The following is a 19733-nucleotide window of genomic DNA, read 5'->3' as shown; positions in this document are numbered from 1 at the left end:
TAGGGGGATAAAGACCCCCCCACTGATTAAAGTTTCACTTTGTAAACTCATCATACCATACTTATACACATGTTCAGCTTTCCTATCCTCATCATTTTACAAAAATCTATTTCCTTTTTTCAATGTTTAAGTCCTGTTATATCACAAAGAAAAAAAGGAGCGACAATTGTCACTCCTTCGGTTCTTCTTTATTTTCTGACGCTTCATCTTCTTTTTTCATTGTGATATTTACCTTTATATCATTTTCAGAAGATGTTTTACGCTCCGGTAATGTACCGTGTTCATATAAATGATTGATTTGCTCTGCATCTAACGTTTCCACTTCAAGTAACGTTTTTGCGATAATATCAAGCTTATCACGTTTTTCAGTAAGAATTTGTTTTGCACGAGCATAACATTCTTTCATAATGTTTTGCATTTCCACATCAATTTCGTGTGCAATTGCATCACTATAGTTTTGCTCGGAATGGAAATCTCTTCCCAAGAACACTTGACCGCCTTGTGAGCTACCAAATTGCATTGGTCCAAGCTTATCACTCATACCAAACTCAGTTACCATGCGTCTAGCTATTCCAGTCGCACGTTGGAAATCATTATGAGCTCCTGTACTTACTTCGCCAAATACAACTTCTTCAGCCACTCGTCCACCAAGTAGACCCGTAATTTTATCAAGCAATTCTGGCTTTGTCATAAAGTAACGATCTTCTTTTGGAAGCATTACTGCATATCCACCAGCTTGACCGCGCGGCACAATTGTTACTTTATGAACAACATCTGCTTCATCAAGTACTACCCCAATTACAGTATGTCCTGCTTCATGGAATGCAACGATATTACGTTCTTTCTCAGAGATAACACGACTTTTCTTAGCTGGACCCGCAATAACGCGATCCGTTGCTTCATCAATATCACTCATATCGATCTTCTTCTTATCTTGTCTCGCCGCTACAAGAGCCGCTTCATTTAATAAGTTTTCAAGATCAGCACCAGAGAACCCTGGTGTACGCGTTGCAATAGCACGTAAATTAACATTTTCATCTAACGGTTTATTGCGCGCATGTACTTTAAGCACTGCCTCACGACCATTTACATCTGGACGATCGACTGTAATTTGACGGTCAAAGCGCCCTGGACGTAATAACGCTGGGTCAAGAATATCAGGTCGGTTTGTTGCAGCAATGATAATAATACCTTCATTTGCTCCGAAACCATCCATTTCTACAAGCAATTGGTTTAGTGTTTGCTCACGCTCATCGTGGCCACCACCAAGCCCTGCTCCACGCTGACGACCTACCGCATCAATTTCATCAATGAAAATGATACAAGGTGCGTTTTTCTTTGCATTTTCAAATAAGTCACGTACGCGAGAAGCACCGACACCGACGAACATCTCTACAAAGTCAGAACCACTAATAGAGAAGAACGGAACGCCAGCCTCACCTGCAACAGCACGTGCGAGTAATGTTTTACCTGTCCCTGGAGGTCCAACTAATAAAACACCCTTTGGAATACGAGCACCGATCTCCGCAAACTTACGAGGGTCTTTTAAGAATTCTACAACCTCAACAAGCTCTTGCTTTTCTTCATCCGCTCCAGCTACGTCTCTAAAACGAACCTTTTTCTTATCATCATTGTATAACTTCGCTTTACTTTTACCGAAGTTCATAACACGGCTACCGCCGCCTTGCGCTTGGTTAAGTAGAAAGAAGAATAAAATGAAGATAATTACAAAAGGAATGATGGAAGTGAAGAATGTTACCCAAGCACTTGTTTCTTCTGCTGGTTGATATTTCACTTCTGTACCTTGTGCTTTGTCATTAATTTTCTTCTGTAATTCTTCAGTGTTAGGTGCATAAGTTACAAACTGTTTATCAGCATATTGTCCTTTTACTTCGAATACACCATTTTTTGGTTGAAGTTGTACATTACGAACCTCACCCTTGTCAAGTTTAGCAATGAATTTATCGTAGCTAATTGGCGTTATGTTTTTCGTTGAACCATTAAACCAGCTCACAATACCAATTACCGCCACAAATATAAGTAAATAAAAGATGGTATTACGGAACATCCGATTCATCCCTAACCTCCTCTCACAGCATACAAACTATAATAGTAAATAGTAACATAGAAAAACTTTCCTATCCAATTCTAATGCTTAATATTATTAATTGGAATATACGCTCGGTTTTAATACACCAACATAAGGAAGGTTACGATATTGTTCCTTATAGTCTAACCCATACCCCACAACAAATTCGTGTGGAACAGTAAACCCAACATAGTCTGCTTTAAGCTCAACCTTTCGGCCAGTTGGCTTATCTAATAACGTTACAATCTTCACAGATTTTGCTTTACGATATTTAAATAAGTCTACTAAGTAGCTTAATGTAAGACCGCTGTCGATAATATCTTCTACGATTAAAATGTCGCGTCCCTCTACAGAAGTATCTAGGTCTTTTAAAATTTTTACTTCACCAGTTGAAACAGTAGAATGACCGTAGCTAGATACAGCCATAAAATCCATTTCAAGATATGTATCTGTTCGCTTTAATAAGTCTGCCATAAATGGCATTGCACCTTTTAGTACACCGATTGCAAGAGGTACTGTGTTTTTATAATCCTCTGCAAGAATTGCACCTAATTCTCTTACTTTTTCTTGTATTTGCTCTTCAGAAATTAATACTTTTTCAATATCTTGATTCATCATTTCATTATCCTCCTGGAAGACTCCTTGCTTTTGTAATGAATAATAATATATGTGTCCTTATCTACTGTTTCTTGCGAAATAGCAAATGCAGATCGTTTCAACAATGGAATCCAAATAATATTCCCACTCGCATCACAAACAATTGGCCAGTCTGCTCTTTTTTCCTTCGGTACTTTTGCCTCGATAAAAATAGACTTTACCTTCTTCGTACCATTCATGCCTTGGAGTGACATTCGATCGCCATCTTCCCTCGAACGAACAATAAGTGGAGATGTTATTCCATTATACTTTGCAACAAACATCATCTCATTCATCATACTAGGTACACAATCGCTAATCTCTACTACAAACTCATCACCATTTACTAATGTCACCTTTCCTGGCACTTGTAAAACATGAGGGAGGAAAGCATTTTTTTCTTCCCTAAACCGAAAACCACATTCTTCGTATGTACGAACGACCTCTAATCCACCGGGAAAGTGAAGCACACCAGAAGGATGAGTTCGTTTGAAAAACTCAATCACCTTGTCAATATGTACAGAAGAAAGCGAAGATGGAATTTTATATTCATAAAGATAGTTTAATATTAGTTGAATCCCTCTCCTTTGTAAAGGTATAGGCATAGATTCAAATGCAGGAATTGATAAGACCACTCTTTTTGTGTCTTTTTCCTTAATTACTTTATTCATTTTTTCGAAAGCCAATTCCTGCAAATACACTTCATCCTCGTGCATAAACTTACTAAAAGCTTGAAAACGCTCATGAACATTTGGATTCTCCTGTTTTAAATGAGGAAGAACATGTTTCCGTAATCGATTCCGTGTATAGGTTTCTTTTGTATTACTAGGGTCAATACGAGGGATAACATCCTTTCTCTTACAATAATCAAGAATCTCTTCTTTCGTTACTGCTAGCAAAGGCCGAATCAAAAAGCCTTTATCGAAAGCGCGTTTCGCAAGAATTCCAGCATAGCCTTTCGAAGTACTTCCACGCACAAGACGCATTAAAACTGTCTCAATTTGATCATCGCCATGATGGCCAAGGGCTACATACTGTGCATTATATTTCCTCATTATTCTTTCCAAAAATGCATATCGACATTCTCTCGCTGCAACTTGTGCACTCATTTGATTTTGTTTTTGATACTGCGTCACATCAATTTGTATTGTTTCACAGATAACATTAAGATTTTCGCACAAATCTTTTACAAATTGTAAATCTTCCTGTGATTCCTCACCGCGAAACATATGGTCAACATGAGCTACTACAATTTGCAATTTTTTCTCTTCACGCACCTCTAACAAATAGAAGAAAAGCGCTAAAGAATCAGGTCCTCCTGATACACCAACAACAACCGTAGAATGCGCTTCTAATAAATTATGCCTTTCTACAAAAGCATCTACCTTTTTAACAAATTCATCTTTCAATGCTGCGATCACCTTTCATTGGGCTAAAACGATAGCATACCTTGATATAATGGTACAACTTTTACAAGCTTTCTGCAAAACAAAGATGTATAAATTTCACAATTTATCTTACATATGAATTTTTTCTTTACATGCAGAAATAAACAAAAGTAAACATACATATATAACAAACAGGCCTCAGGTATATCCCTGGGCCCTGATACTTTTCTCTTTTCAATCAAAAAACAGTAAACTACTAATGTTTTCACCTCTCAAAATTATAAGAAACGAAAAGATACACGTAGGAAATAACTATCCATAATTTTTATCAAGGGAGAATGAAACTCCCTTGATGATGGAAGTTTCACTTTATTGCGCCTGTTTGCTAACAATAGGAATCGTAGCCCATTTTGGCATATTCTTTTTTACTTTTGCTACAACTATTGTCATGTCATCATTGATATATCCATTATCAGTACGAATGACATCCTCCATAATAATATCAGCAATCTCTTGTGGATCTTCCGTTTCTAATTCTTTAATCTTCCGTTTCATCCACACTTCATGATTCTCTACATGTTTTGCACCTTCAAAAATTCCATCGCTCATCATGATTAAAATATCACCAGATTTTAATTGTTCACCAACAACATCTACTTCAAAGTCTTCAATAATCCCCATTGGTAAATTACTCGCTTCTATTTTAAATACCTGATTACCACGCTTTACAAAACTTGGCGTAGAACCAATCTTTAAAAACTTAGCATTTGCATCACGCAAATCAATCATCGCTAAATCTAATGTTGTAAACATTTCTTCCGTTGTCCGCAGCGAGAGAATTGAGTTAATCGATTTAATTGCAATTTCCTCATCAATACCTGATTGCAATATTTTTTGCAACAGCTTCACCGTCTCTTTGCTTTCCATATGTGCCCGTCTTCCATTCCCCATCCCATCACTAATAGCAAGCGCATATTTCCCCACACTTAATTCCATCATGGCATAGGAGTCACCAGATACAAATCCCCCTCCTTTAGCCGCCGTAGCAAGGCCTGTATCTACAGAAAATGTTTTAGCTGAACCAAAAGATACTGTGCTATAACCATTCGGATACGCTGATTGCTCTTCATGTTTCACAACAACTGTCTCGTGTAAAATATCAGACAGCATCGGAGCAATGAGCTTTTCACATTCCCCGTGCTGATTACATGCAGCAGGAATCATCATTTCAATATCTATGTTCCCTCGATCTAAACAATAAATATCAACATGTTCAATCTCTACGCCAAAATCACGAAATGCCTGTAAAATTTGTTCTTCTTGTACTTGGTGATTCTCTCTTTCCTTTTGAATTTCTTTTGAGAAATCTGCCATTACTTTCGAAACACCCATAAGTTGTTCAGCAACAATTCTACGATTATCCCGCATTTGCTTCCTTAACTTCTGTCCTTCATAAAAATGCCCTAATTCATCTTCTATTAAACCTGTTACTTTCGTTCCTCTCACACAGTATTTTTCAAAATCACGGAGCAATTTACGATTACTTTGCAATGTACCTTCCTCTGTTTCGTTCATAAGTTGCTTCATATAATCGTACGTTTTATCAAAATTCACAACCCAACACTGATCCTTCTTAAAGCACGTCTGACATGTCTTAGCGGTAATTGTACTTAAAAACAAATCCGTCTCCGTATCCGTATCCTCATGTTCTACATATCCATATATAGAAAAGCTATTAGACAATGCTTCAAACACATTTGCAAACTGATTAATTTTATTTGCCGTTACATCACGCATTCTTCTTAAATATTGTTGTTGATCATTAGAATGTTCTTGTGTTCCTGGCATATACTTAGAAAGAAGTTCAATGATGAATTTAGGTGTTAATAAAAACAATGTAATCGCCACAACCGACTCTAATAGCGCCATTACAATACTTGTTTGTTTATCTACATATAACGTAATTAAACTTGTCCCAATTAATAAACCTAAACTTACCCCTATTCGTTTCCCTTCTTTTAGTAAGCCGCCTAACAATCCAGAAAACGCCAGTAAACTTAATTGATATAAACTCGCTACATTTGCTAAACTTAAAATCAAACCCGTTACAACACCCACAGTAGAACCTGTTGCCGCCCCCGCCACAAACGCAAACACTAATACTAAATATCTCGTAAAAATATGCTGAACCGATAAATCATAAACAAACCAATCTGTTGTACCCGTTAATACAGATGCTAGCAATATAATTAAGCAAACAATTTCTTCTGTTTCTAATGATTGTTGTTTTCCTTTTCGTTCTATTAGAAGGGGGACACTTTGCAAAAAAATCATTGTTAATACGAAGCTTAACCCCGCTTCAATTGTACTAACAAGCAAATCATACATACCAATGGTTCCTTGTGCGAAATAAACAACGATAAGATGAGCTGTTAATGCGGAAATAAATACTTGGAACGGGACAAGTCCAATCGTCTTTTTTGTAAAACGACTAAAGAAAATATTATAGATGAAGAATGTAAATATAGATGCAAAGGCAAAGAATAGATTTTCTAATGAAACCGAAAACGCACCTGCCATTACAGCGAGGAATGCAAGGGCCATCTTATCGCGTTTCATCACATATACAGCAGCGAAAAACGGCAAAGCAAAAGGTAAAATGTTCGTTAAAATATATGCTCGTCCTAAAAGAAAACCAACTAACGCAACCACAAATCCCCAACGAAAGAAAATTTGTTCCAATTTCATCCTCAATTTGCTTGTCCACTTTTCAGCTGTCATTTGCCCACGACCTATAGCAAGCGCACTAGAATTCGGATTGACAGTATTCCTTCCTGCTCTTGGCATATTTGAACACCACCTGCACATTTTATTACTTGTAATTATAAAATGTACTTCGCGGAGTTTTTGTCAAAATAACAGTTGGCAGCACAATAATTGTTCGACTTTTTATACAAAATAACATCATATATATACAGAGTTACACGTAAATCCCTTAACGGATTATTGAATATTCAAAAAATATTAGTTGTTTTTGTAGAAGAAGCGCATAACTTTACAAATCCTTAACATAAAGTGAAACTTTAATCAGTGGGGGTTTTCTTCATCCCCCACTGATTATTAGTTGAACCAATCGGGCTTTTACGGGCAGTTTATCTCCCACCTAACTTCTTAAGAAAAGCGGAAGCGGCTCGTTCAAAATTGCAGGACGTTAGAGCCCCTGACAGAGAGGCGCTTTTTGCCTCGTCCGAGGGGGCGAAACGGCCGGAGATTCTAGCCGCTAGAGCTGGACAATGCTTTCGCCGAATTTTGAGGTGGGAGTATTACTGCCCGTTAATGCGGGATAAAACGAAACTCCCATCATTTTTTCATCAATCGGGATAACTGCCCACAAATAATGGAACAAAAAAAGATCATGCAAATTATGCATGATCTTTTCAATGATGACCCGTACGGGATTCGAACCCGTGTTACCGCCGTGAAAGGGCGGTGTCTTAACCACTTGACCAACGGGCCGTTAAAATATATAGCGGCGGAGGGGATCGAACCCCCGACCTCACGGGTATGAACCGTACGCTCTAGCCAGCTGAGCTACACCGCCATGTCGTATTTAACGGACAATTAGTATATTATCTTAAATAGCATTCAAAGTCAATATGTTTTTAAATATTTTTTATTGTTTTTTCTATATGCTGTTTTCACCATAAAAAAAGCACCCTGAGTGAACACTCTGGGTGCTTCTCTTTATTTTAAAATAAACAGCAAGTTTTACCCGCGACGAGCGCCACGGCCGCCACGTTTTGACTCCGTATTACGCTTTAAAGAAGTTAAACGATCTTCACTGTCTTTTAAAAAGCGAGCCATCTTTTGCTCAAATGTTTCTTTTTGGTTACGGTTGTCACCGCCACCGCGATTATCTCTGTTAAAAGAACGATTACGCCCAGGACGTCCAGCGCGTTGATTATCGCGTTGATTATCACGTTGTTCACCTTCTGTTTTTTCACGTTCTTTTGCTTTTTTAATAGATAAACCAATTTTACCGTCTTTCTCAACGTTAATAACTTTTACTTCTACTTGATCGCCTACTTTTAAGTGATCATTAATATCTTTCACATAATTATCTGCAACTTCACTAATATGAACAAGACCAGTTAATCCTTCTGGCAGCTCTACAAAAGCCCCAAAATTCGTAATACCTGTTACTTTACCTTGTAACTTGCTGCCTACCTCAATTGACATAAAAAAAACGCTCCTCCTTAGTGGTTAAAAAGCCAAATTTTACTTCATTATATATAATCTTAAAATATAGTGTCAATACAACATCTACTACTTAGAAATGGGAAAGATTATCTCCCCAGGCTTTGAAAAGTAATAATCTCTTCTAGCAATCTCTAAAACATAACCCTCATCATGTAATTTTTGGGTTTCATCTTGCAACTGTTTTCCTTTCGTCGTTAACACATCTGTTTCTTTTTCCAGCTCTTTTACTTTTGCTTCTTGAGCGTTAATCGCACTATTTTGTTTATAGAACGTCACACTGATACTTACAATAACTATAAAAGCAACTGCAAAAAATAAAGCTAATCGACGATAAATGCGCCTTCTACTTTCGTTCGATTGTATTATATGTTCTTTAACAGGCTTTGGATTCTGTTCTAGTACATACTTTTGCTTCAGTTCCCTCATTTTCGAGGTCCCCCTAACTTCTTTGTTATAAGTTCCCAAATTAGGAATATATGCTTCTTCATTTTCTTGAAATATTTCAAAACTCCTGCTTGTCTCTTTATAAAAATTTTAACACGGTTAGGGAGAAGTTTCCATATAACAAGACAAACAAATCGAACAGGGATGAAAATAATTTTCCATACTAAACGTAATATCGCTATAATAACTTTCCATAAACTGGTTCCAATTCCAACGAAAAGACGAAATAAAAATAGCACAAATACTATAATTAAATGAATCAAAATCGTAATTGGCTTAACAATAAATAATTGGACAACACGAACACAAAAATAAAATGTTTGAACAAAAATGTAAATCAAAAGGTTTAATACTTTCATATACAATGACTTTAACAAACTTTGATATGCTGCAAAACCACAAAGTAATGCTAAAAATACATACATACGTAACTCTGCTTCATTTACAAGTAACAATACATAAAACACAACAAGAGCTTGGACAATCCAAAATAAAATATCATAAATAAATACGAGCCAACGCTTTCGCTCCCCGCGCTTCAGAAAACGATGATATGTATCTAAAGCTGCTCCAAGCGAAGCGCCCATCCCAATCATTGAAAGCATTGTATATAATTGAACCGTTAAGCTCATTTAAACAACTTGCTAAAGAACCCTTTAGCTTTCTCCCCTTGATGCTCGTCAATGTAAGCCATCTCATATATTTTCCCTTTAATGGATACAAGCCCTTTTTCAACATCAAGGTTTTTCATTTGTAGATTTTGACCGCGTATCGTTAAAAAGCCCATGACTGTTTCTAACAAAAATTCTTCACTATCAAAACTTTCTACTTGCTTGACTCCTGTAATATCAAGAACGCGTCTTCCTCTCATTACGATATCATGTTCTACAGTAACATTTTGTTGATTAGAAGACGACATTGAATATCCTTTGTTCACGTCCATCCCCCCATGACTTTTACTAGTATCAATGTATGAGGGGACAAAATTATTTAGAACAAGCTATCTTCCGCTTTTACTTCAACTTTCTCTTCGCGAACAACAGTATACAAGTTGGCAGCATCCTCTTTTTTTGTCGTTTCTTTTAATTCATTAATTTTTACCGTAACAACTTTTTGACCAAAACGAATCGTTAATTCATCTTCTACCTTTACAGTTGAGCTTGCTTTCGCAGCTTGACCATTAATCATAATTCGCCCTTGATCTGCAACTTCTTTTGCTAATGTTCTTCTTTTAATAAGACGAGACACTTTTAAAAATTTATCTAAACGCATAACGACTCCCCCTTATTCATTCTCTATTCGCTTTGCCTCTTCCCATAATGCATCAAGCTCTTTTAAAGAAAAATCTTTCATTTCCTTCTCCATACTAGCAACCTTTGCTTCCATATATAAAAAACGGCTTCTAAATTTTTCGTTTGTTTTATGAAGTGCTTCTTCCGGATTGATTTTATAATAGCGAGCAATATTCACAAATGCAAATATTAAATCTCCAAATTCCGCTAGCATTTTCTCTTCATCCATAACCGTCACTTCACGTTGAAATTCTTCCCATTCCTCATCTACTTTTTCCATCATTGGCTTAATATTGTCCCAGTCAAAACCAACCTTTGCTGCTTCTTTTTGAATTTCATAAGCGCGCATTAACTGAGGTAGACTTTTCGGAATACCTGATAAGATAGACTCTTTTACATTTCCTTTTTCTTGTTTCTTAATTTCTTCCCAATTCGTAACAACATCATCAGCGGTCTCTACACTAACATCCCCGAATACGTGAGGATGACGGCGTACCATTTTTTCAGATAGCGTACGAATGACATCATCAATTGAGAACCAACCTTCATCTTCACCAATTTGTGCATGAAGCATAACTTGCAAAAGCACATCGCCAAGCTCTTCAATAAGATGATCGTCATCTTCCTCATCGATAGCCTCTAATACCTCATATGCTTCTTCAATTAAATATTTCTTTAACGTTTGGTGCGTTTGCTTTTTATCCCACGGGCATCCGTTTGGTCCACGTAGCTCCGCAATAATATCACGTAATACAGCAAATTCTTGATACAATGATTGTCGATTTAACACCGGTGACACGTAAACACTCGTTAAATTATTAAGCTCCGCCTCATGATCCAATAAATAAAGCGGTACTCTCTTCACTTGTTCAAATGATGTTCCTGCCGCAGTCACAATACATACTTCGTAATCATCCGGAAGCATTTCCATTAATGTTAGTTTGACCTCAGATGCAATAAATGCATCATACACTTGGCAGAAAATTAAGTGCTGACGAAGCTCTAATTGTCCTCGTTCAAATGATGTCGCATCAATTAACTGAAACCCTTCAATTGGGTCAATTTTCAAACTTGTAAACATTGGGTCTAAAAAGCTTTGCCCACCCTCGATGTGCACATCAATATTCTCTTTTTCTCCTTTTTGAAGCAAAAGCTGTACAGTACGCTCTGCCACAAGCGGATGACCTGGAACTGCATATAAAATATCAGCTTCCTTGGCTTTTTCAATCAATGTGTTAGAAATTGTTTCATACACTTCTTCAAATGTATCATACGCTTCATATATAGCATCAAATGATGTGTATAATACACCTTCTTTCTCGAGTTCCTCTATAACTGGGTGCTCTTTTGTTCGAACATACATATGTGCTGCTTCTTTCACTTTTCGATACACACCCATTGTAAGCTGATCTAACTCACCAGCCCCTAATCCTACAATCGTAATTGTTCTTTTCATAAAACCCACCTCTATCCACTCTTTTTCAGCGAAGTTTGTACTTTTTCATGTTTCACAACCGTCCCAAGTTCCTGCGCTGTAAATACTTGTAGCTTTAAAATTAAAAATGCGTATAGTAAACCACCAACACCGACACATAGTAACGCTTGAATCGCCGCCAATCCTCTATGCGCCTCGTTAGCTTGTAATCCAAACCGCTCAAACATGTACATAAATCCAGCAAGCACTAACACCATACTTAATGCTCCAATTGTCACACCTACAATAGGTTTTTTCTGTATAAGTGGCTCATTAACAACTCGAATCAGTAATACGCTATTCAATATAGCAATACACAACAACGCAATTACAGTTGCAATCGCTGCACCGATTACACCAAAATACGGCGTGAATATATAATTGAGTAATAATTTCACACATGCACCAATTACAACAAACAAAGCTGGTTTTATGGTTTGTCCTAATCCTTGCAAAATAGATGCCGTTGTAATTGCTAATGAACTAAACAGAATAGAAATGGATAAAATTCCCAGAGTAGTAGCGCCGTCGCCATTTTCAAATAGCATAATATTTGTTGGACGAATAATACTCGCGAGTCCTAATGATGCAGCAAGCCCAATTACAAATGTAATTTTAATTGCTAGCTGTACTTTTTTGCGAATGAACACTTGATCTCCTCTCTCTTTTGCAGCCGAAATCATCGGAATTAAAGAAAGTGAAAACGATGTTGTTACGACCGTCCCAAGCTGCATAAGAGGAATGCTGCGATCGTATATCCCCTTTAACGTTTTTGCTATTTCTACCGGCTCTCCATTCTGAACAAGTAAGCTATAAAGTGAAATAGAATCAGCCATTTGTATAAAAATTAACACTAAGTTACTAACACAAATCGCAATCCCTTGCCAAAACAACGTATGAATAATGGCCTTTTTATTGGAAATCCCTTTAAAACTTTGCACAAAAATAGAACAAAAGTCCTTTCGTAAATAAAACAGCAATACAATCACACCAATAAAACTACCTGCTATAGAGCCAAACATAGCACCTGCTCCCACCGTATATAAATCAAACCCTTTTTTTATAAGGAATAATGATAAGAATACGATAATGGATACGCGAATCGTTTGTTCTATTACCTGTGATACAGCTGTTGGTATCATATTTCCAAACCCTTGAAAATAACCTCGTGCTACCGAGAGAAATGGCATTAATAAAAAAGAAAATGCAATAACGCAAATTAGCTTTTCCAAATTAGCATCTCCCATTAAAGATGCAATTGTATGTGCACCAAAAAACAATACGCTACATCCTATGATCCCAATAGCTAATAAAAACCAAAAAGAAATACATATAATGGACTCTGCTTCTTTCCGTTCTCCTCGCTCTAAACGTTCTGCAATCATTTTTGAAATAATGATTGGAAAACCATATGTCGCTAAAATTAAACAAAACCCGTAAAACGGGTAAATTTGCTGATAAATATAAAAACCAATATCACCAGCTATATTTTGATATGGAATACGGTAAAATGCGCTTAATACTTTTGTAACAAAGCTCGCAATTGTTAATATAATCGCTCCGCGCCAAAAAGCGTGGTACTTCTTCGTCTCCATGACCATGCAATCTCCCTTTTTTCTATACTCATCCTACGTATTATATCACAAAGAAAAAAACAGCTTTCGACTTTCAATTTGATCATATAAAAAAGGTAGCAAAATGCTACCTTTTTTATATGATTCCACGGTACATTGCAGTGTATCATGAAGCTTAGCTGCCTGTAAGAGCCCGACTGGCTCAACTAACCATCAGTGAGAAAAACACTCATTGATGGAAGTTTCGCTTTATTGTTCCATTTGTTTTGCTAGAAAGCTCGCTGCTGTTTCCACAGCTTTATGTTCTACATCACTAATGATTGCTTCTTTTGAAAAAATAATAACAGCTCCAATCGGATCACCATTTGCAATAATTGGACCGATTGTATAAGATTGTACCTTTTCAGCCACTCCATCGATAATAGAAATTTCACTTTCATCTGTCATGACAACTGATTTGCGTTCTTCCATTGCTTTCTCAACTAAATCTCCAACGCTTTTATTTAAGTATTCTTTCTTTGACACGCCAGCAACAGCGATAATTGAATCGCGGTCACAAACAAGTACGTTATGCCCTAAGCTATCATACAAAGCATCTGCATATTCTTTAGAAAAATCACCCAATTCACTAATTGGAGAATATTTCTTTAAAATAACTTCTCCATCACGATCAACAAAAATTTCTAACGGGTCACCTTCCCGGATGCGGAGAGTTCTGCGAATTTCTTTCGGGATAACAACCCTTCCTAAATCATCAATTCGACGTACAATTCCAGTTGCTTTCATTCTAATGCTGCCTCACTTTCTACTGATGATAAAAGTGGTGCTTTTACCTGTTCATGTAAAAACCACCAACTATTAAGCATAGTATTTTACACATTAGTTCTTCTATACACGCCGAATTGTATTTTTTATTCTCATTTAAGCATTTATCTCTTCTTTTTTCACATCTTTTAAACCTTTTAATAAATTTTCAGCAATTGTAAGCCACTTCGCTACTTCTATTTCACGCACATTCATCACAATTTTCAAACGGGAACCTTCCATACCAAGACCAATCATACGCCCAAAACTGCTGCCAAGCATAAATAATTTTCCACCATCAATATTTTGACTAGCCTTTTCTGAAAACAGTAGTGTCACTTCTTGTTTCGTTCGCTTAATCAATTCGATTCCCTCTTGCATTGCTAGCACTTTAATATTCGATATTTGTAATAAATATCCAACTTCTTGCGGATAGTCACCGAAGCGATCAATCATCTCTTCTTGTAATTCTTCAATATCCTCAATAGTAGAAACGCCCCTAAATTGCTTATACATCATTATTTTTTGTTTGCTATCAGAAATATACGCATCTGGTAAATATGCATCTACTTCTAGATCAATCTCAACATCAATTACTTGCTCTTCTGCCCCCGTACCTCTCCGCTGTTCAATTGCATCTTTTAACATTTGTGAATATAAATCAAAACCAACGGAATCAATAAAGCCATGCTGCTCTGCACCTAGTAGATTCCCGGCCCCACGGATAGATAAATCACGCATAGCAATTTTAAATCCAGATCCTAGCTCTGTAAATTCTTTAATGGCCTGCAAACGTTTTTCTGCCACCTCAGATAACACTTTATCACGCTTATACGTGAAATATGCATAAGCAACACGATTAGAACGCCCTACCCGACCACGCAACTGATACAACTGCGATAGTCCCATACGATCTGCATCGAATACAATTAACGTATTTACATTCGGAATATCAACACCTGTTTCAATAATCGTTGTACTTACAAGTACATCGTGTTGACCCTCTAAGAAAGAAAGCATAACGGATTCTAATTCACCCTCATTCATCTTTCCATGCGCAAAAGTTACACGTGCATCAGGAACAAGCATTGAAATTTCATCCACTTTCCGCTCAATATCTTCAACGCGATTGTATAAGAAATATACTTGCCCACCTCTTGCAAGTTCACGTTCAATTGCCTCTCTTATTAACGCTGGATTATATTCCACAACATACGTTTGCACCGGAAAACGATTTTCTGGCGGCGTTTCAATAACAGATAAATCACGAACACCTAACATAGACATATGAAGCGTACGCGGAATTGGTGTCGCTGTTAATGTTAGTACATCGATATTAGCTTTTAATTGCTTAATTTTTTCTTTGTGTGTTACACCAAAACGCTGCTCTTCATCAATAATGAGTAATCCTAAATCTTTATATATGACATCCTTTGACAGAAGACGATGTGTACCTATAACAATATCAACAGTACCATCTTTTAATCCCTTAATTGTTTCATTCTGCTGTTTTCTCGTACGGAAGCGACTTAATAACCCAATATTAATTGGATAATCTTGGAACCGCTCTCGAATTGTTTCATAATGCTGCTGTGCTAAAATTGTCGTCGGTACTAAAATCGCAACTTGCTTTTCATCCATAATCGCTTTAAAAGCAGCACGAATTGCTACTTCAGTTTTTCCATATCCAACGTCGCCACAAAGCAGACGATCCATTGGACGACCACGCTCCATATCCTTCTTAATTTCTTCAATTGAGCGTAACTGATCTTCCGTTTCTTGATAAGGGAATGATGATTCAAATTCCTGTTGCTCAGAAGTATCTGGAGTAAATGCGTATCCTTTTGATGCCTCGCGCTCTGCATACAACTTAATTAAATCATCCGCAATATCTTGAACAGATTTTTCTACCTTCGTCTTAACCTTCTTCCAATCATTTCCGCCAAGCTTGTAAATTTTCGGATCTTTCCCTTCAGATCCTACATACTTTTGCACCTGATCAATTTGTTCAATTGGAACGTATAACTTATCATTCCCTTGATATTTGATATGCAAATAATCTTTATGGACACCATTAATTTCTAATGTTTCAATTCCTAAAAATTTACCGATACCATGATTTACGTGAACAACATAATCACCAACTTTTAATTCAGAGTAGCTTTTAATTCTCTCTGCATTCGAAAGTTTTTGCTTACGCTGTGATTTTTTTACCTTTTTATTAAATAATTCTTTTTCGGTAACAATCGCAAGCTTTTGCATTGGCATTTCAAACCCTGCATGTAAGTCACCCACCGCAATTTGAATACGACCCGGAAGCAATACATCTGTTCCTTCAATAATATCTGCTTCAATATCATAATCATTTAAAATGTGCTGCAATTTCTTCGTTCGTTCTTCATTTGCACCTAATACAACCGTTGTAAAACGACTTTTCGCCCATCTATCAATTTCTGTTTTTAACAAATTCATTTGACCGTGAAAGTCTTGCATCGTTTTACATGTCAAATTCACAATATTTTGTGGCTGTGTATGCGGAATATGACGTAAAAACAAAGTTAAGTACAAGAATTTTCGTTTTTTATGGTTCAAAAATTGTGTAAAATTATGAGAAAAAGTTAAATCTTGAACAATTGCCCCTTCTCCAAGAAGCGATATATACCATTCCGCTTCTTCCGTTTCTAAATGCTCTGCTGTTTCCTGAATTCGAGAGACCTCATCTAGAATAACAACACCATTTTCCGGTAAATATTCTATTAGACTAGCAGGTTCCTTGTAAAATAAAGATAAATATTTAAACATCTGCTCAATGGTTTGTCCATTTTTCAATAGTTCCAACTCATATGTAACAGTTTCTAATATTATTGTTTTTAGTTTCTCATCAGATACTTTTTTTAATGTATTAGCTAAACTTGATTCTAACTTCTGAATTCCAGATGCTAGTTCTTCTTTAGAAAATATAAATTCTGTAGCTGGGCCAAATGATATTTTATCCATCTTCTCCTGTGAGCGCTGTTCTTCTATAGTAAAGGAACGGATGGAATCTACTTCGGTATCAAAAAATTCAATACGAATTGGAAATTCTTCCGTTAATGGATAGATGTCTAATATTCCACCGCGAACACTAAACTCTCCAGGAGCTTCTACCATAGATTTACGTTCATATCCCATAGTCGTTAACACGTGCAGCAATTCATCAAGATTGATTTCTTGTCCCATTTTCAATTCAATTTGCTGTTTCTTCCACATCTCTTTTCTCGGTAGAAAACGGCGCAAACCAGCAACAGGAGCCACAATAATTCCACTTTCTCCAGCCGCTAAGCGATTCAACACTTCAATGCGCTGCGCCTTCAATTCCGGGCTCGCAACACCGATTTCTGATGCAATAGATTCATTTACAGGATATAACCAAACATCCCGCTCTCCAATTAATGAAACCAAATCCTCATATACTTTTTGCGCTTGATATAAGTTATGTGTGATAACAAGCTGTGACTGCTTTGTTTTTTTATATAAACTAGCTATTAATAATGAACGAGAAGAGGTTGCCATACCTGAGATAAGCTGTTCTTTTAAACCTTCCTCTAATCCATCTATAATTGATCGTATTTCTTTATTTTCGTAAAATTGCTCTAGTAAACCTATCATTTTTCAAAACTCCTCTCAACATAAAGAGCAAGCTACTATATTTTATGCAAATATTTCGGAAAAAGAAAACAGAAAAATGCTTTGGACAGGCCAAAGCGAAACATTACATCCTATCCCTTATAGCTGTAAACCTCTCATCTTTATATTTAGAGAAGAGAAGGGTGGAAGTTCCCACATGATAAAGGGACAATGTGTTTAACTAACCATTGATAAGAAAAACATGCTCTAATAGAAATTTCATTTTCATTGTAAGAACAGTTCATATTCATAATACTCTGGATGGGATGCGAGCGTTTTTTGACATGATTCACAAATTGTTTTTATATATATATTTCCATTTTCATCAAAATGAATCATTTCTAACCGCTCTTGCTCTGTTAGTTGACCTAGTACAAAGCTGTATACTTTTTCCGCTGTAATACTACCTATCCTATATCCACAATGTCTGCAGTAATAATGTCCGTCCATAAATTCCTCCTAGCCGCACAATTATTACTATTATGGATATAAGTATAAAAAAATATTCCATTTTGGAAATGTTAATTATTGAAAGTATTCATAACTTGTAAAAATGGAGTTTTCAACCATTCTTCACATGCATCTGCACTTTTTTCAATCGCTCGTTTTACCTCAGGCACCTCATCTGCCGTAAAGCGCCCTAATACATAATCAACTACTTTCATGCCATTTTTAGGACGATCAATTCCCATACGAATGCGTTGAAATTCCTGTGTTCCTAAATGCGCAATTGTTGATTTTACACCATTATGTCCACCCGCACTACCTTTCATACGAAGACGTAATTTCCCAACTGGAATATCTAAATCATCATACATCACTATAAAATCTTCAATATCAATTTTATAGTAATCCATAAGTGGACGAATACTTTCTCCAGATAAATTCATATATGTAAGTGGCTTTAATAAAATTACTTTCTCTCCATTTACAAAACCCGCACCGAATAACCCCTTAAATTTCTGCTCATTTAATGGGATATTCCAGCGTTTAGATAATTCATCTATCGCCATGAACCCAATGTTATGCCTTGTTAGTTCATATTCTCTCCCTGGGTTACCAAGTCCTACTATTAATTTCATTGTAACACCACTTTCTTTTTCGATACGAAAAGACGTAACCAGTACTGGTTACGTCTCATTCTATCCAATTAATTAAATAGTACACTTACAGATTCTTCTTCGTAAACACGAATAATTGCTTCTCCAATTAACGGAGCAACAGAAAGTTCCTGTACTTTATCAATTTTCTTTTCTTCTGGCAATACGATAGAGTTTGTTACAACTAACTCTTTAATGTTTGAATTTTGAATACGTTCAATTGCTGGACCAGATAAAACTGGGTGTGTACAGCAAGCATATACTTCAGAAGCACCGTTCTCTACAAGAGCGTTTGCTGCTAATGTAATTGTACCAGCTGTATCAATGATGTCATCAATTAAAATTGCTGTTCTACCTTCGATATTACCTACGATATTCATTACTTCTGCTACGTTTGGACGCGGACGGCGTTTATCGATAATAGCGATTGGCGCTTTTAAGCGATCTGCCATTTTTCGAGCACGTGTTACACCACCATGGTCAGGGGATACGATTACAATATCCTTAAGACCTTTCTTCTCAAAGTAATCAGAAAGAATAGGTACACCCATTAAATGATCAATTGGAATATCGAAAAATCCTTGAATTTGTGGAGCATGTAAATCTAGAGTAATTACACGAGTAGCACCCGCTGTTTCAAGTAAGTTTGCAAAAAGTTTCGCTGTAATCGGCTCACGAGAACGCGCTTTACGATCTTGACGTGCATAACCATAGTAAGGAATAACAATGTTAATTGTTTTCGCAGATGCACGTTTTAATGCATCGATCATAATAAGCAATTCCATAATATGCTCGTTTACTGGAAAGCTTGTAGATTGGATGACAAATACATCGCAACCACGAATACTTTCTTCAATGTTAATTTGAATTTCTCCATCACTAAAGCGTGCAACAGAACATTTTCCTAATTCTACTCCAATGTGCTTTGCAATTTGTTCAGCAAGCCCCTTGTTAGAGTTTAAAGAAAATACTTTCAAATTAGAATTTAGATATTGAGTCGACATCT

At 36.5% G+C, this 19733-nt stretch carries 16 protein-coding genes and 2 tRNA genes; all 18 read right to left on the bottom strand.

What is annotated here, in order from left to right; translation table 11 throughout:
- Positions 1 to 169 precede the first annotated feature (169 nt).
- Positions 170 to 2077, bottom strand: coding sequence for an ATP-dependent zinc metalloprotease FtsH (ftsH, locus tag MR076_RS22485; protein WP_242224302.1), 1908 nt, complete (start codon positions 2075 to 2077; stop codon positions 170 to 172).
- Positions 2078 to 2164: 87 nt separating this feature from the next.
- Positions 2165 to 2707, bottom strand: coding sequence for a hypoxanthine phosphoribosyltransferase (hpt, locus tag MR076_RS22480; protein WP_242224300.1), 543 nt, complete (start codon positions 2705 to 2707; stop codon positions 2165 to 2167).
- Positions 2704 to 4134 (bottom strand): tRNA lysidine(34) synthetase TilS, encoded by a 1431-nt coding sequence (gene tilS / locus MR076_RS22475; RefSeq protein WP_242224298.1) that lies wholly within the window; start codon positions 4132 to 4134, stop codon positions 2704 to 2706. Before tilS ends, hpt begins: the two co-directional genes overlap by 4 nt.
- A 348-nt stretch (positions 4135 to 4482) precedes the next feature.
- Entirely contained in the window at positions 4483 to 6960 is a 2478-nt protein-coding gene (gene spoIIE, locus MR076_RS22470; RefSeq protein ID WP_242224297.1) for a stage II sporulation protein E, read from the bottom strand.
- 597 nt (positions 6961 to 7557) lie between these two features.
- A tRNA-Glu gene (locus MR076_RS22465) sits at positions 7558 to 7629 on the bottom strand.
- Between the two features lie 11 nt (positions 7630 to 7640).
- Positions 7641 to 7714 (bottom strand) — tRNA-Met (locus MR076_RS22460).
- A gap of 167 nt (positions 7715 to 7881) precedes the next feature.
- Positions 7882 to 8352: a S1 domain-containing RNA-binding protein gene (locus MR076_RS22455; RefSeq protein WP_242224295.1), complete on the bottom strand. Its 471-nt coding sequence runs from the start codon at positions 8350 to 8352 to the stop codon at positions 7882 to 7884.
- A gap of 87 nt (positions 8353 to 8439) precedes the next feature.
- Positions 8440 to 8799: an FtsB family cell division protein gene (locus tag MR076_RS22450; protein WP_242224292.1), complete on the bottom strand. Its 360-nt coding sequence runs from the start codon at positions 8797 to 8799 to the stop codon at positions 8440 to 8442.
- The gene (gene yabQ / locus MR076_RS22445) at positions 8796 to 9449 is read right to left on the bottom strand and encodes a spore cortex biosynthesis protein YabQ (protein WP_242224290.1); all 654 of its coding nucleotides are present in this window, start codon (positions 9447 to 9449) and stop codon (positions 8796 to 8798) included. Before yabQ ends, MR076_RS22450 begins: the two co-directional genes overlap by 4 nt.
- Positions 9446 to 9736 (bottom strand): sporulation protein YabP, encoded by a 291-nt coding sequence (yabP, locus tag MR076_RS22440; protein ID WP_371261891.1) that lies wholly within the window; start codon positions 9734 to 9736, stop codon positions 9446 to 9448. Before yabP ends, yabQ begins: the two co-directional genes overlap by 4 nt.
- A 71-nt stretch (positions 9737 to 9807) precedes the next feature.
- Positions 9808 to 10089, bottom strand: a complete 282-nt coding sequence (locus MR076_RS22435) for an RNA-binding S4 domain-containing protein (RefSeq protein WP_090918134.1) — start codon at positions 10087 to 10089, stop codon at positions 9808 to 9810.
- A gap of 12 nt (positions 10090 to 10101) precedes the next feature.
- Complete coding sequence (gene yabN / locus MR076_RS22430; RefSeq protein WP_242224288.1) at positions 10102 to 11565, bottom strand: bifunctional methyltransferase/pyrophosphohydrolase YabN; 1464 nt, start codon at positions 11563 to 11565, stop codon at positions 10102 to 10104.
- Between the two features lie 11 nt (positions 11566 to 11576).
- The gene (locus MR076_RS22425; RefSeq protein ID WP_242224279.1) at positions 11577 to 13178 is read right to left on the bottom strand and encodes a putative polysaccharide biosynthesis protein; all 1602 of its coding nucleotides are present in this window, start codon (positions 13176 to 13178) and stop codon (positions 11577 to 11579) included.
- Between the two features lie 228 nt (positions 13179 to 13406).
- Positions 13407 to 13943 carry a stage V sporulation protein T gene (spoVT, locus tag MR076_RS22420; RefSeq protein WP_242224277.1) on the bottom strand — a complete coding sequence of 179 codons (537 nt, stop codon included), beginning with the start codon at positions 13941 to 13943 and terminating at the stop codon, positions 13407 to 13409.
- A 135-nt stretch (positions 13944 to 14078) separates the two neighbouring features.
- Positions 14079 to 17609, bottom strand: a complete 3531-nt coding sequence (gene mfd, locus MR076_RS22415; protein ID WP_242224276.1) for a transcription-repair coupling factor — start codon at positions 17607 to 17609, stop codon at positions 14079 to 14081.
- Between the two features lie 243 nt (positions 17610 to 17852).
- Positions 17853 to 18077 carry an anti-sigma-F factor Fin family protein gene (locus MR076_RS22410; RefSeq protein ID WP_242224274.1) on the bottom strand — a complete coding sequence of 75 codons (225 nt, stop codon included), beginning with the start codon at positions 18075 to 18077 and terminating at the stop codon, positions 17853 to 17855.
- A gap of 71 nt (positions 18078 to 18148) precedes the next feature.
- Entirely contained in the window at positions 18149 to 18709 is a 561-nt protein-coding gene (gene pth / locus MR076_RS22405) for an aminoacyl-tRNA hydrolase (RefSeq protein ID WP_242224272.1), read from the bottom strand.
- 68 nt (positions 18710 to 18777) lie between these two features.
- Positions 18778 to 19731, bottom strand: coding sequence for a ribose-phosphate diphosphokinase (locus MR076_RS22400; RefSeq protein WP_242224270.1), 954 nt, complete (start codon positions 19729 to 19731; stop codon positions 18778 to 18780).
- Positions 19732 to 19733: the final 2 nt, after the last annotated feature.

The organism is Bacillus cereus group sp. BfR-BA-01380 (assembly GCF_022663535.1).
Lineage (GTDB): Bacteria > Bacillota > Bacilli > Bacillales > Bacillaceae_G > Bacillus_A > Bacillus_A cereus_BB.
The sequence above is the reverse complement of the archived record's forward strand: the minus strand, read 5'-3'. Positions and strand labels throughout refer to the sequence as shown.

What these genes read in the sequence shown, in the direction of transcription:
- yabN (WP_242224288.1), bottom strand. Translation starts at nt 11,565, where the DNA reads ATGAAAAGAACAATTACGATTGTAGGATTAGGGGCTGGTGAGTTAGAT.
- pth (WP_242224272.1), bottom strand. Translation starts at nt 18,709, where the DNA reads ATGAAATTAATAGTAGGACTTGGTAACCCAGGGAGAGAATATGAACTA.
- mfd (WP_242224276.1), bottom strand. Translation starts at nt 17,609, where the DNA reads ATGATAGGTTTACTAGAGCAATTTTACGAAAATAAAGAAATACGATCA.
- MR076_RS22425 (WP_242224279.1), bottom strand. Translation starts at nt 13,178, where the DNA reads ATGGAGACGAAGAAGTACCACGCTTTTTGGCGCGGAGCGATTATATTA.
- MR076_RS22435 (WP_090918134.1), bottom strand. Translation starts at nt 10,089, where the DNA reads ATGCGTTTAGATAAATTTTTAAAAGTGTCTCGTCTTATTAAAAGAAGA.
- ftsH (WP_242224302.1), bottom strand. Translation starts at nt 2,077, where the DNA reads ATGAATCGGATGTTCCGTAATACCATCTTTTATTTACTTATATTTGTG.
- MR076_RS22400 (WP_242224270.1), bottom strand. Translation starts at nt 19,731, where the DNA reads ATGTCGACTCAATATCTAAATTCTAATTTGAAAGTATTTTCTTTAAAC.
- hpt (WP_242224300.1), bottom strand. Translation starts at nt 2,707, where the DNA reads ATGATGAATCAAGATATTGAAAAAGTATTAATTTCTGAAGAGCAAATA.
- MR076_RS22455 (WP_242224295.1), bottom strand. Translation starts at nt 8,352, where the DNA reads ATGTCAATTGAGGTAGGCAGCAAGTTACAAGGTAAAGTAACAGGTATT.
- spoIIE (WP_242224297.1), bottom strand. Translation starts at nt 6,960, where the DNA reads ATGCCAAGAGCAGGAAGGAATACTGTCAATCCGAATTCTAGTGCGCTT.
- spoVT (WP_242224277.1), bottom strand. Translation starts at nt 13,943, where the DNA reads ATGAAAGCAACTGGAATTGTACGTCGAATTGATGATTTAGGAAGGGTT.
- MR076_RS22410 (WP_242224274.1), bottom strand. Translation starts at nt 18,077, where the DNA reads ATGGACGGACATTATTACTGCAGACATTGTGGATATAGGATAGGTAGT.
- yabP (WP_371261891.1), bottom strand. Translation starts at nt 9,736, where the DNA reads ATGTCGTCTTCTAATCAACAAAATGTTACTGTAGAACATGATATCGTA.
- MR076_RS22450 (WP_242224292.1), bottom strand. Translation starts at nt 8,799, where the DNA reads ATGAGGGAACTGAAGCAAAAGTATGTACTAGAACAGAATCCAAAGCCT.
- yabQ (WP_242224290.1), bottom strand. Translation starts at nt 9,449, where the DNA reads ATGAGCTTAACGGTTCAATTATATACAATGCTTTCAATGATTGGGATG.